The 12,891-nt window shown below is 67.4% G+C and carries 9 protein-coding genes; 4 read left to right on the top strand and 5 right to left on the bottom strand.

Translation table 11 applies throughout. The features are described from left to right. Window positions 1-32 precede the first annotated feature (32 nt). Window positions 33-503 (top strand): DsrE/DsrF/DrsH-like family protein, encoded by a 471-nt coding sequence (locus D579_RS0102730; RefSeq protein ID WP_018144415.1) that lies wholly within the window; start codon window positions 33-35, stop codon window positions 501-503. A gap of 109 nt (window positions 504-612) precedes the next feature. On the opposite strand, the gene D579_RS0102725 is transcribed toward D579_RS0102730, so the two are convergent. The 5 genes from D579_RS0102725 to hisI form a co-directional block, all read right to left on the bottom strand. Further along, a complete protein-coding gene (locus D579_RS0102725; RefSeq protein WP_018951033.1) occupies window positions 613-2,415 on the bottom strand; it encodes a long-chain fatty acid--CoA ligase in 1,803 nt (600 codons plus the stop codon). Window positions 2,416-2,513: 98 nt separating this feature from the next. After that, window positions 2,514-3,581, bottom strand: a complete 1,068-nt coding sequence (locus tag D579_RS0102720) for a nickel/cobalt transporter (RefSeq protein ID WP_018951032.1) — start codon at window positions 3,579-3,581, stop codon at window positions 2,514-2,516. Window positions 3,582-3,650: 69 nt separating this feature from the next. Beyond that, window positions 3,651-4,298 carry a DUF1007 family protein gene (locus D579_RS0102715; protein WP_018176013.1) on the bottom strand — a complete coding sequence of 216 codons (648 nt, stop codon included), beginning with the start codon at window positions 4,296-4,298 and terminating at the stop codon, window positions 3,651-3,653. Window positions 4,299-4,303: 5 nt separating this feature from the next. Then, window positions 4,304-5,713: a cysteine--tRNA ligase gene (gene cysS, locus D579_RS0102710; protein ID WP_018951031.1), complete on the bottom strand. Its 1,410-nt coding sequence runs from the start codon at window positions 5,711-5,713 to the stop codon at window positions 4,304-4,306. After that, window positions 5,710-6,150: a phosphoribosyl-AMP cyclohydrolase gene (hisI, locus tag D579_RS0102705; protein WP_018176011.1), complete on the bottom strand. Its 441-nt coding sequence runs from the start codon at window positions 6,148-6,150 to the stop codon at window positions 5,710-5,712. Before hisI ends, cysS begins: the two co-directional genes overlap by 4 nt. Before the next feature lie 241 nt (window positions 6,151-6,391). On the opposite strand from hisI, the gene D579_RS0102700 reads away from it, so the two are divergent. Genes D579_RS0102700 through D579_RS0102690 form a run of 3 tightly spaced genes read left to right on the top strand, consistent with a single transcriptional unit; the run spans window position 6,392 to window position 12,846 of the window. Beyond that, window positions 6,392-8,479, top strand: coding sequence for a PAS domain S-box protein (locus D579_RS0102700; protein ID WP_018176010.1), 2,088 nt, complete (start codon window positions 6,392-6,394; stop codon window positions 8,477-8,479). After that, entirely contained in the window at window positions 8,476-8,910 is a 435-nt protein-coding gene (locus D579_RS0102695; protein WP_018176009.1) for a response regulator, read from the top strand. Before D579_RS0102700 ends, D579_RS0102695 begins: the two co-directional genes overlap by 4 nt. 30 nt (window positions 8,911-8,940) lie before the next feature. Continuing rightward, window positions 8,941-12,846, top strand: a complete 3,906-nt coding sequence (locus tag D579_RS0102690; protein WP_018951030.1) for an EAL domain-containing protein — start codon at window positions 8,941-8,943, stop codon at window positions 12,844-12,846. The last annotated feature ends 45 nt before the right edge of the window (window positions 12,847-12,891 follow it).

Raw genomic sequence — 12,891 nt, 5'->3', positions numbered from 1 at the left:
GATTCCTGTTACCACTGGAGGAGAAAGTAGAAATGAGTGATCAAAAGAAGATGGCCATCATTGCCACGAAGGGTAGCCTGGACTGGGGTTATCCGCCCTTCATCCTCGCCTCCACGGCGGCCGCTCTGGGCTACGACTGCGAGGTGTTCTTTACCTTCTATGGCCTGCAACTGCTGCGCAAGAAACTGGATCTGCAGGTGACCTCGCTGGGCAATCCGGGCATGCCGATGCCGATGCCGATGCCGGTGCTTCTGCAGGCCCTGCCGGGCATGCAGAAGATGATGACCGTGATGATGAAGAAAAAGATGGCGGCGAAGGGCGTCTCCGATCTGGGCGACCTGCGCGAGCTGTGCCTGGAGGCCGAGGTACGCATGATTGCCTGCCAGATGACGGTGGACCTGTTCGACATGGACACCAGCGAATTCATCGACGGCGTGGAATACGCCGGGGCCGCCGCGTTCTTCGAGTTTGCCGGCGAGTCCGATATCTGCCTGTTCATCTGAGCCGGCAGCGCGCCTGGCGCGCCCCTCAAGGCCCCGCGGCATTGCGCTGCGGGGCCTTTTTCGTTTTTGGGGTGCCTTCGTGCGCTTCGTGGCGACCGACAGAAAAAGGTCAGTCGTGGCCGGCGTACATGGCCTCGATGGCTTTGGCGTAGTGCTTGGTAATGACCGGGCGCTTGAGCTTCATGGTCGGGGTCAGCATGCCGTTGTCCACTGACCAGGGTTCGTGGACCACGTGGACGTGGCGGATCCTGGCATAGCCGGGAAAGTCGCGTAGCTGGTACTGCATGCGCTGGAGCAGGGCGCGCTCGGTAGCACGCGACAGGCGTCCGGCGGCACTGGGTTCGAGGTCGTGGTCCTCGGCGAAGGTCGCCCAGGCCTCGGGTTCGGGGACCACCAGGGCGCTCAGGAAGGAGTGGCCGTCGCCGACCACCATGACCTGATCGAACAGGGCATCCAGGGCGATGGCCATCTCCATGTCCGCCGGTGGGACCTTCTCGCCATTGGTCAGTACGAGGATGTCCTTCAGGCGTCCGGTGATGAAGATGCGGCCATCGTCGTCGATTCGTGCTTGATCCCCGCTGTGCAGCCAGTGATCCTGGTCGATCGTGGAGGCGGTGGCCTCTTCGTTCTTCCAGTAGCCAAGCATGACGCTGCTGGAACGGGTAAGCAGCTCGTCCATTTCGCCGATCTTTACTTCGACCCCCGGAAGGGGCTTGCCGATGGAGGCGGGCAGGTTGTCGTCCGGGGTGTTGACGCTGACCACCGGGCTGGATTCGGTCATGCCGTAGCCATGCAGTACCGGGAGGCCGAGGCCGATGAAGAAGCGGGCAATCGGTGGCGGCAGCGGCGCGCCGCCGCATACGGCGAAGCGCAGCTTGCCGCCCAGGCGATTCAGCACCTTTTGTGCCACGATTCGCTCCAGCAGGGGCCACAGCAACAAGCCCGGGGACCAGGATGCACGGCCCTGCTGGTGTTCGAAGCGGCGCCAGCCAATGGCCACCGTGGCCTTGAACAGGCCACGGCCGATCGCGGATTTCTCCTTCAGGCCGGCCTGGATGCGGCCATGCACACGTTCGTAGATGCGCGGGACCGAGATCAGTACGGTGGGCTGCACGGACATCAGATCCTCGCCCAGGCCCTGGATAGAGCGCGCGAAGGCGACCTCGGCGCCGATCAGCATGGGCATGTAATAGCCGCCGGTGCGTTCCAGCATGTGGGACAAGGGCAGGAACGAGAGGAAGCGGTCGGTATCCGACAGCGGTCCGGCGGTGGAAGAGGCCTGGGCGTTGTCGAGAATATTGCGGTGCGACAGCATCACGCCTTTGGGTCGCCCCGTGGTGCCGGAGGTGAACACGATGGTCGCCAGGCCCAGGGGGTCCAGGTCCGGGCGATGCACGTGGTCGGGGTCGCCGCGCTCCAGCCAGCGGTCGAGGTCCATCACCCGCGAGTCATCGGGCTCGCCTTCGGTGTGGCCCAGGCAGACGATGCGCTTGAGCGAGGGCATGTTTTCGAAGTGTTCGGACAGGCGGCGGTTGTGCATGCTCTCGCCCAGCAAGAGCAGGCGGGCCTGAGTCTGGCCAATGATGTAGGCGACGTTGTCGGGGCGGTCGTCGGTGTACAGCGGCACGGTAATCAGCCCCAGTTCGCTGGCGGCCTGGTCGAGGGCGACCCACTCGCGCGAGTTGCCGAGCATCAGCGCAACGCGTTCCCCGGGCTTGAAACCTTCGCGCGCCAGCGCAGCCTGCCAGCGATCCACCATCGCGGCCATTTCGCCCCAGGTGGTCTGCTTCCAGGTCTGGTCGTCGGCGCTGAAGTGGCGATAGGCCGGGGCATCCCGACTCATGGAGACCCGGGTGCGGAACAGCGCCGGCAGGGTGGGGGCCTGTTCCGGGGTGATGGTGGTCGACGACATGAGGGCCTCGCGCGCTAGGGTCCGATGACCCGGACGTTAGAGGAGGCGTCCATCCGGGGCAAGCGGGGCCCCGTGGACAACCTGTCGAGGGATCAAACCTAGCGAATCCCCAGCGGGTGGGCAACGGGCTGGTAGGCGATGGCGCCGAGGACCAGGCTGAGACCGATCAGGGCGATCACGCCGCCCCCGGCCAGGCCCAGGGACGGCCCAATGTAGGTGAGTCGGCCCATGCGCGTCGGGCCCAGCCAGCGACGGGTCCAGTCACGCGCGGAGACGGCGAGGGTCGCCAGCACCGAGACCGTCGCCGCTGTGCCCAGTGACATCGCCAGCACGGCGGCCACGCCAGCCCAGGCCAGGCCCAGGGCGGTGGAGACCGCCATGATCAGCACCGCGCCGGAACAGGGGCGAATGCCGACGGCCAGCACCGTGCCCCACCAGGTACCACGCTGGTTGGGATCCACGTGGTGCGGGGTGCCGCAGCCGCAGTGCGCGTCGTGTTCGTGCGCATGATCGTGATCGTGGGCTTGAGCGCGGTGGGCGCGATGCAGCCGCCACGCATGGCGCAGGGCACGAACCATCAGCCACAGCCCGAGCAGCGCGACCAGGGCGAAGCTGGCGATCTCCAGGGTGCGTACCTGACCCAGGGTGTCGCGGGCCAGCCAGCCGAACAGGCCGATCAACACACCGACCAGGGCGATGGCGGTGACGCCCTGCGCCAGCGCGGAGGCGGTGGATAGCAGGATGCCGCGCCGCAGGTTCTGCGGCTGGGTCAGCAGGTAGGCGCTGATCACCGCCTTGCCGTGGCCGGGGCCGGCGGCGTGGAAGATCCCGTAGAGCAGGCTGACCAGGATGAGCGCCCCGGCGGTTTGTGTGGTCGGACCGTCGCGCAGGGCGTGCAGGCCCTCGGTCAGGCTGCGGTGCAACTGCCGCTGGGTCTGCAGCATCCAGCCGGTCAGGCGTTCCAGGTGGCTCGGGGGCTCAACCAGTGGGGTTGGCGCCTGATTGCCGCTGGCGGGCGCGTCGCGTTCGGCGGGCGCCCCGGTGGGGGCGCCCAGCGGGTGGCCGGTCTCGGCCTGCACGAGTCCGGAGCCGCCAAACAGCAGGGCCAGCAACAGAAGTAGCAGGTTGAGGGAAGGGCGTCGGAACAGGTCTTGGTCGGTGCGCATGGCGTTACTGTATAACACTCAGTCTGCGGTGTGGTGTGCGTGGCGTCCGATCGCGCGGCAGCACCAGGCTCAGTCGCATTCCAGCGTGGCGGTTTCCGCGAAGTGACGGCCCAGGTCGTTGACCGGGCTGCGGTCCGAACGTTCCAGGGTGGCGGCGTAGCGGATCAGCTGCGGGTCCGGTCGGGGCTCGGTGACGGCGACCTCGCAACCGGGCCGATTCTCCACGAAGACGATGTCGTCCGGATCGTGCCGGATCTCGATCCAGTATTCCGGATCGAAGACGCGGTAGGTGAAGGCGTCACCGGCGGTGATGTCGTGTTCGTCCAGCGGCAGCTCGAAACGCAGGTGCAGGCGCCGGTCCTCCAGGGTCAGGCGCGCGTTGCGGGCCTGCGGCACGTCCAGGCGCTCGTCGCCCAGGTTCAGTTCGGTGAAGTAGTCATAGGCAGCCAGGTTTCCGAGCATGCGTTCGGCGGCGTGTTCCAGCGCCGCATCGATGCCGGTGGCACCGTCGAGGTCCCGGGTCAGGTCTTCCAGCAGCATGTGGCTGTAGGTCGGGTCGATGCGCCAGGATTGCTCCATGCTCGCCAGGTTGCCGGCATCGTCGAAGACCAGCCCCATGCGCAGGTCGATCCACGCATGCGGGTGGGCGAGCGCGCCGGCCGGCAGGAGCAGACCCAGAACCAGCGTCAATCGCATGAGCCAGGGGCGCAGATGCATCGGCTTCAGGTGGCGCGCTGCCAGCGCGTGCCATCCGGCGTGTCTTCCAGCTCGATGCCGCGCGCGACGAGTTCGTCGCGGATGGCATCCGCCTTGGCGAAGTCGCGGTCCTGGCGCGCGGCCTTGCGTGCGGCGATGCGCTCCTCCACCCAGGCGGCCAGGTCATCGTCCCCGGCGTCGCCCTGAAACCACGTGGCTGGGTCCTGTTGCAGCAGACCCAGCAGGGCGGCGCCCGCCAGCAGTTCACCCTTGCGGCGGGCCCGTTCGGCATCGTCGGATGCTGTTGCCAGGGCGTCGCTCATGCGGTGCAGCGCGGTGATCGCGGCGGGGGTGTTCAGGTCGTCCAGCAACGCCGTGAACACTGCCGTGTCGGAGGCAGTAATGTCGTCGGCCTCGATGTCGGCCACATCGCGCAGTACGCGGTACAGGCCATTCAGGCTGTTGCGCGACTGGGTCAGGGTCTCTTCCGAGAAGTTCAGCGGGGCGCGGTAGTGGCGCGACAGTAGTGCCAGGCGCAGGACCTCGCCGGGGTAGTGCTGCAGCAGGTCGTGCAGCAGCTGAAAATTGCCCAGCGACTTGGACATCTTCTCGCCGTCGATGGTCAGGTGCCCGTTGTGTACCCAGTAACGGGCGTAGTGGGTACCGTGCTCGTGGCAGCCTTCGGCCGCGCAGCCCTGGGCGATCTCGTTTTCGTGGTGCGGGAAGACCAGGTCGTGGCCGCCGCCGTGGATGTCGATCATCGGGCCCAGGTGGCTGCGGATCATTGCGGTGCATTCCAGGTGCCAGCCGGGGCGGCCCGTGCCCCAGGGGCTCTCCCAGCCGGGCTCGCCCGCCGCGGCCGGCTTCCACAGCACGAAGTCGCCGGGGTGGCGCTTGTAGTCGGCGACCTCGACCCGGGCGCCGGCCTGCATGTCCGCCAGCGAGCGCCCGGACAGGGCGCCGTAGTCCGGGTAGGAGGTCACGTCGAACAGCACGTGGTTGTCGGCCATGTAGGCATGGCCGCGTTCGATCAGGCGTTCGATCAGCTCGATCATCGGCTGGATGTGTTCGGTCGCGCGCGGCTCGAGGGTCGGCTTGAGCGTGCCGAGTTCGGCGATGTCCTCGTGGAAGGCCCGGGTGAAGCGTTCGGTCAGCGCGGCGATGGGCTCGCCGTTGTCGGCGGCGGCCTTGTTGATCTTGTCGTCGACGTCGGTGATGTTGCGGGCGTAGACCACGTGATCCGGGCCGTAGAGCTCGCGCAACACGCGGAACAGCACGTCGAACACGACCACCGGCCGGCCGTTGCCGATGTGCACGCGGTTGTACACGGTGGGGCCGCAGACGTAGAGCGTCACCCGCTCCGGGTCCTGGGGCACGAACGGCTCGTCGCGCCCGCCCAGGGTGTTGTGCAGTCTGAGGGTCCGGGCCGCGCTCATTGCCCGGTGTCCTTGCCGTACAGCGTCTCGGGGGCGATCTCGGGATCGCTGGTCACCACGACGGTGTCCTGTCCGACCTGCAGGTAGAAGCAGCTGCGCCGCCCCGTGTGGCAGGCGGGGCCGGTCTGGTCGACCTTCAGCAGCAGGGTGTCGCCGTCGCAGTCCAGGTGCAGCGAATGCAGCTGCTGCACCTGCCCGGACTGCTCGCCCTTGCGCCACAACGCCTGGCGCGAGCGCGAGTAGTAGCAGACGCGTCCCGTCGCCAGGGTCTCGTCCAGGGCCTCGCGGTTCATCCACGCCAGCATCAGGACCTCGCCGGTGTCGTGCTGCTGGGCAATGGCGGGGATCAGCCCGCCGGCATTGAGCTTCAGGCGATCCAGGACCGCTGGGGTCGGGTGGCGCTCGCCACGGGGCTCGCCTTCGAGTTGCTTGAACATCGCTGCGTCCGCTTGCGGGAGCGGCGAAGAATACCATTTTCGAACCGCGCTCCGAAGCCCGCAATCCGGCCCCGCCAGACCTGGGTTGCGCTTGGGCCACGGGTGGTCGATGCTCGAGACAGGACAGCTGGCGGGCAGGGAATGCCGGCCGCGTCTCCATGGCGGTCGGAGGAATGGCATGGCGGGAGACAACAAGGGAAGCTGGAGACCCAGCGCGGGGCGCACCGCGTTACTCGTCGCCGTGCTGTATCTGGTTGTCGGGCTGCTCTGGATCGCCCTGTCCGACCGGGCCCTGCTGCTGATGGTCGACGATCTGGAGCTGCTGGGGCAGTTGCAGACCCTCAAGGGCTGGGGCTACGTGGTGGTTACGGCCATCCTCCTGTTCCTGCTGGTGTATTTTCCCCTCAAGGCCCGTGACCGCGCCTCGCGCGAGGCGCGCCGGCTTACCGGGATTGTTGAACGTTCCCCGGTGGTTGCCATCGAGTGGGCTACCACCCCCGGCTGGCCGGTCACCTTTGTCTCCCCGAATATCGAGCGCTGGGGCATCGCCCGCGATGCCCTGCTGCGCGGCGAGGTGCACTATGCCGACCTGATCCACCCCGATGATATCGACCGCATCGTGACCGAGGTCGCCGCGCACATCGAGCGCGGCCCGGACCGTTACACCCAGTTGTATCGCCTGCGGGACGGACCGGGCGGCTGGGTCTGGCTGGAAGACCGGACCTGGCTGACCCGTGACGAGTCCGGACAGGTGATCCGTATCAATGGCCTGCTGGTGGACGTGACCGAACGCCGGCGCGCCGAGCAGGACCTGCGTGATTCCGAGACCCGCTTCCGTGCGATCTTCGACAACGTGCAGGAGGCGATCCTGCTGCAAGACCTGGATACCGAGGCCCTGATCGGGATCAACGCTGCGGCCGAGAAGATGTACGGCTACAGCCGTGCCGAGTTGCTGGCCTGCAACGTGGCCGATCTTAGCGCGGACGAGACCGGATTCGACGTTCAGCGCCAGAAGGCCCTGATGGAGCGCGCCCGGCGTGGCGAACAGCTGGTGTTCGAATGGCGCGCCCGGCACCGTGACGGCCACGGGTTCTGGGTGGAGGCCAACCTGCAGGTCACCGAGATCGCCGGAGAGAAGCTGCTGCTGGTGACGCTGCGCAATATCGAGGCGCGCAAGCAGGCGGAGGCCGCCCTGGCACGCCAGGTGGATCGCCTGAGCCAGGCCGAGCGCCACGCCGGCCTGGGCAGCTGGGAGTACCTGCTGGATAACCGCGAGTTGTGGTGGTCCGATCGGTTGTATGCGCTGCTGGGCTGTGATTCCCACTACGGCAAGCCGACGCTGGAGTCGTTTGCCCGCAATTTCTTCGACCTCGAGTCCGCGGACGGGGCGAGCTTCTCCGCGGCGATGGAGACCCTGATCGCCGGCGGCCGGCCCGGGCCCCAGCGGTTGCTCCTGAAGGCCCGGCCCGAGGCGCGCGAGGAGGCCTGGTTCAGTCTCACCATGGAGGCGCCGATCGAGCGCGCCGACGGCCTGCATTACGTACAGGGCACGGTGCTGGAGGTGACCGAGCTCAAGCGCAACGAACTGGAACTGCGCAATCTGAATGCCACGCTCGAACAGCGGGTGGCGGAACGCACGGCGGCCCTGCAGGCGCTTAACCAGGAACTGGAATCGTTTTCCTATGCCGTCTCCCACGACCTGAAGGCACCCCTGCGCGGAATCGAGGGCTACAGCCAGTTGCTGGAGGCGGACTACGGCGAGCAGCTGGAGGGTGAGGGTCGCGTCTTCCTCAGCAATATCCGCAATGGCGTGGCGCAGATGAACGAACTGATTTCGGATCTTCTGGCCTACTCGCGCATGGAGCGTCGGCCGCTGGAGGAGCGCACCGTCCGCGTGCGCGCGCTGGTGGAGGAGGTGCTGGAGTCGGTGGATCCGGGACTGCGTGAGCGCGCCGAGGTGAGTATCGAGATCGACCCCGATCTCTGCTTTGTCAGCGACCCGGATGGCGTCGCCCTGATCCTGCGCAACCTGCTGGAGAACGCGTTCAAGTTCAGTGCCGAGCGCGAGGCCCCGCAGGTAACGGTGCAGGCCGAATCCCGCAGCGCTACACTCGGGATCACGGTGCGGGATAACGGGATCGGTTTTGACATGGCGTTTCGGGATCGTATCTTCGATATCTTCCAGCGCCTGAACCGTGCCGAGGCCTATCCGGGGACCGGCGTCGGCCTGGCCCTGGTGCGCCGTGCAGTCCACCGGCTGCGCGGCGAGATCCGCGCCGACGGCACGCCGGGCGAGGGGGCCGCCTTCCACGTGGAGTTCCCGCGATGAGCCACGCCGGACGTCAGCCCTCCATCCTGGTGGTGGAGGACAACCCGGTGGATATCGATCTGATGCAGCGCGCCTTCAAGCGGAGAAACCTCTCCAACCCGCTGGAGACCGCGCGCGATGGGGTGGAGGCGCTGGAGTTTCTCGATCGCTGGGAGCGCGGCGAACTCGCGCCGCCGGCGGTGATCCTGCTGGATATCAAGCTGCCCAAGGTGGACGGACTGGAGGTGCTTCGGCGTATCCGTGCGCACGAACGCTTCCGGCGCATTCCGGTGGTGATGCTGACCTCCTCCAGCGAGGACCGTGACATCGCCACTGCCTATGACTGCGGCGCCAACTCCTACATTGTCAAACCGGTGGATTTCGCCCAGTTCGTGCAGGTCGCCGAGCAGGTCGAGCTCTACTGGTGCCTGCTCAACCACCCGCCGGTCTGAAGCCGCGGCCCCCTTGCAACCCGAGACCCCATGCGAATCCTGCTCGTAGAAGATCACTCGGCAGATGCCGATCTGCAGCGCCGCGTCCTGGAACGCCAGGTGCCGGGCGCGGCCGTGTCCCCGGCGGGGTCTCTGGCCGAGGCGCGCGCGGCGCTGACCGGGGCGGATGGCTTCGACTGTGTGGTAGTGGATCTGCGCCTGCCGGATGGCAGCGGTCTCGACTTGATCAGCGAGCTGCACGCCGCGGGACGCGGCGAGGCCGTGCTGGTGCTCACCGGGCACGGCGAACAGGAAACCGTGGTGGCGGCGTTTCGCGCGGGTGCCGATGACTATCTGACCAAGGCCGATGGCTACCTGGAGCGCCTTCCGGGGCGGGTGGTGGATGCTTGCGCCCGGCGCGAGCTGCGGGTGATCGAGGCGCGTGAGCCGCTGCGGGTGCTGTATGTCGAGCACAGCGAATTCGATGTGGGTCTGACCTGCCGTGCTCTGGCGCGCGCGGCCCCGCATGTACAGGTGGAGGCGGTGCACACGGCGGAAGATGCCCTGGCGGTCCTGCCGGAAAGTGCCACCGGGGATCTGGATTTCGACCTGTTGCTGGTGGACTACCGGTTGCCCGGAATCGACGGGCTGGAGTTGGCGCGCATCGTGCGCGAGGACCGCAGGCTGGATCTGCCGACCATCCTGGTGACCGGCCAGGGCACCGAGGACCTCGCTGCACGCTCGTTGCGTATGGGCGTGGAGGACTACGCGGTCAAGCAAGACGGGTATCTGAATACCCTGCCGCTGCTGCTGGACCAGGTGTTTGCGCGCGCGCGGCTGCGCCGGGAACGTACGGCGCTGGCAGCCTCCGAGCGGCGCTACCGCGAGGTGATCGAGCGCGCCGGCGATATCGTCTTCGAGACCGATGCTGCCGGTTGCTGGCGTTTCCTTAATCCGGCCTGGACGGCCATCACCGGCCATTCGGTGGAATTGTCGATCGGCGAGGAGATGCTGTCGTTCATGCCGCTGGAGGATCGCGGTGTGGCGGCGCGACTGCTGACGCGCGCCGCGGAGGCCGACGACGGCCGGCTGGGGGCCGAGATTCGTCTGCGCGCGGCCGATGGCTCGCTGTGCTGGCTGGAGCTGCGCGGCCAGGTCAATCTGGATGCCGCGGGCCAGGCCACGGGCCTGTCCGGGAGTCTGGTGGACGTGACCCGGCGGGTGCTGGACCAGCGCGTTCAGGAGGTGCGCGGGAACGTACTGGCACGCCTGGCCACGGGGGAGCGCGATCCGCGCCTGCTGGAGGATGTGGTCAAGGGCCTGGAGTCGCTGGCCCCCGACCTGCACGGTTGCATCATGCTGCTGGATGCCGACAGTCAGGAACTCCACGGCGTGGCGGCTCCACGGCTTCCGGACCCGCTGCGCAGTGCGACCCGCCGAATCCGCGCTGCTCAGGGGATGGCCTCCTGCGGCGAGGCCGCGTGGAGTGGCGAACCGATGATCATCGAGGACTGCGGGACGCACCCGAACTGGGCCGGGTTCTGCGATCTCGTACGTGGGGCGGGCTTTGGCGCCTGCTGGTCGTTCCCCTTCCGGGATGCCGACGGTGGCGTGCTGGGCACCCTGGGTATTTATCTCGGCGCGTCACGCGGACCCTACCCCGGCGAACGGGTGCTGATCGACGAGTTCACCCAGATCGCGGGGCTGGCGGCGCAGAAGCTGCGCGTCTCACAGGCCCTGGGCGATCGCGAGCGAGCGCTGCGGACCGCCGCCGAGCTGACCGTGGAACTGTTGCGAGAGGACAACCCCGCCAGCGTGATCCACCGGCTGCTGGCCGAACTGGGGCAGGAGGCTGGCGCCGACCGTGCTTATGTGCTGGTGGCCGAGCTGGACCACGCGGTGCGCGAGGCCCTGGATATCCACCGCTACTACTGGGTGCGTTCGGATACCGAGGAGATGATTCGCCCGCCGCCGCTGCGCAACCTGAGCCTGGAATCGGTCCTGCCGCGCTGGCACGAGATCCTGCAGGGCGGCGGTGCGGTCGATGTGCTGACCCGCGAGCTGCCGGATGAGGAACGCGCGATCCTGGAGGCCTCGCAAAGCCAGGCTGTGCTGCTGGTACCCCTGTACGTGGAGGGCGAGTACCGCGGGTTCCTCGCGCTCGACCGGGTGCGGCGCGCGCAGCGCTGGACCGAGGCGGACCAGAGCCTGGCGCGCATCGTCGCCTCCAGTCTGGGGGCGGCGCTGGAACGGCGCCAGGCCTTGCTGGGCCTGCGGCGCATGGCGGCGGTATTCGAGAGTACCCGGGACGGCATCATCATCACCGACCTGACCCCGCGGATCGTCGCGGTGAATCCGGCCTTCGTCGACATCACCGGTTTTTCCGAGGCCGAGGCGATGGGTCGCAACCCGAGTTTCCTGCAGTCCGGGCGACACGATGCCGATTTCTTCAAGCGCATGTGGGGCGGGCTCCAGCGAGAGGGACACTGGCAGGGCGAGATCTGGAACCGGCGGCGCAATGGCGAGGTGGCCCCGCAGTGGCTCAGCCTCAATACCGTCTATGACGAGCAGGGCCAGGCCCTGCATTACGCCGGCGTACTGACCGACATGTCGGAGCTGCGCCGGTCGGAGGATGAACTGCAGTACCTGGCGCAACACGATGCCCTGACCGATCTGCCCAATCGCAGTCAGCTGCAGGTGATGCTGGGGCAGGCGCTGGAGCGTGCCCGCATGCATGGGTACCGGATTGCGGTGCTGAATCTCGATCTGGACCGGTTCAAGAACGTGAACGATTCCATGGGGCACCCGGCGGGCGATCAGGTGCTGGTGGAGGTCGCGCGGCGTCTGCGCGGGGTGCTGGGGCCAACCCATGTGCTGGGTCGGCTGGGCGGCGATGAATTCCTGATTGTGGCGGAGAACCCGGACAGCGACGACGAGATCGCGCGCTGCGCCCGCAGTTTGCTGGCAAGCTTCGAGCGCCCCTTTACGCTGGAGGACGGGCGTTCGGTCTATCTGAATGGCAGCATCGGCATCAGTCTCTACCCGGATCATGGCGACACCGTGACCGCGCTGATCCAGCACGCGGATGCGGCGATGTACCAGGCCAAGGCATCCGGGCGCCAGACCTGGAGTGTCTATACCCAGGCCCTGACACGCGCGGCCGACGAGCGCCTGGAGCTGGAGAACCGACTGCGCCAGGCCCTGCAGGACGACAACGGCGAGTTGCGGCTGCATTTCCAGCCACAGGTGCGGCTGGAGGACGGGCAACCCTTCGGCATGGAGGCGCTGCTGCGCTGGCAGCCGGCACAGGGGGAGATGATCCCGCCGGATCGCTTTATCCCGATCGCCGAGGACACCGGGTTGATCGTTGCGCTGGGCGAGTGGGTATTGCGCGAGGCCTGCGACGCCGGGCGCCGATTGCTGGACCGGGGCGCCGGAGATTTCGGTCTGGCGGTCAATCTGTCCCCGGTGCAGCTGCAGCGCAGCGACTTCGTCAATCGCGTGGCGGAGATCCTGGCGCTGAGCGGCTTCCCGGCCGCCCAGCTGGAGCTGGAGATCACCGAGACCGCGATCATGCAGCAGGGCGATCAGGCGATTGCACGGTTGGTGGCGCTGAAGGCGCTGGGGGTGAAGCTGGCCATCGACGACTTCGGGACCGGGTATTCCTCGCTGGCGGCCTTGAGGACCTATCCGCTGGATGTCCTGAAGATCGACCGCAGTTTCGTGGATGGTGTTGCCAGCGAGAGCGCCGACCGCGAGATCGCCGCCACCATCATCGCGATGGGCCGCAACCTGAATATGCAGGTGATCGCCGAAGGCGTGGAGACGGCGGAGCAGGCGGCCTTCCTGCAGGAGCGCGGCTGTGCCCTGGGTCAGGGGTATCTCTACAGTCGGCCGCTGGAGATCGAGGCGCTGGATGCCTGGATGACGAAGCATGCCGGCCTGCCGACACCCTGAGGGGCCCCGCTGGGTCAGTGTCGTCAGGCATGCCCGCATGGCATC

This window comes from Thioalkalivibrio sp. AKL12 (assembly GCF_000377925.1).
Lineage (GTDB): Bacteria > Pseudomonadota > Gammaproteobacteria > Ectothiorhodospirales > Ectothiorhodospiraceae > Thioalkalivibrio > Thioalkalivibrio versutus.
This window is presented reverse-complemented; position numbering and strand designations above follow the sequence as displayed.

Excerpts from the sequence above, each read along its gene's own strand:
- D579_RS0102730 (WP_018144415.1), top strand. The coding sequence starts at position 33 with ATGAGTGATCAAAAGAAGATGGCCATCATTGCCACGAAGGGTAGCCTG.
- D579_RS0102725 (WP_018951033.1), bottom strand. The coding sequence starts at position 2,415 with ATGTCGTCGACCACCATCACCCCGGAACAGGCCCCCACCCTGCCGGCG.
- D579_RS0102720 (WP_018951032.1), bottom strand. The coding sequence starts at position 3,581 with ATGCGCACCGACCAAGACCTGTTCCGACGCCCTTCCCTCAACCTGCTA.
- D579_RS0102715 (WP_018176013.1), bottom strand. The coding sequence starts at position 4,298 with ATGCATCTGCGCCCCTGGCTCATGCGATTGACGCTGGTTCTGGGTCTG.
- cysS (WP_018951031.1), bottom strand. The coding sequence starts at position 5,713 with ATGAGCGCGGCCCGGACCCTCAGACTGCACAACACCCTGGGCGGGCGC.
- hisI (WP_018176011.1), bottom strand. The coding sequence starts at position 6,150 with ATGTTCAAGCAACTCGAAGGCGAGCCCCGTGGCGAGCGCCACCCGACC.
- D579_RS0102695 (WP_018176009.1), top strand. The coding sequence starts at position 8,476 with ATGAGCCACGCCGGACGTCAGCCCTCCATCCTGGTGGTGGAGGACAAC.
- D579_RS0102690 (WP_018951030.1), top strand. The coding sequence starts at position 8,941 with ATGCGAATCCTGCTCGTAGAAGATCACTCGGCAGATGCCGATCTGCAG.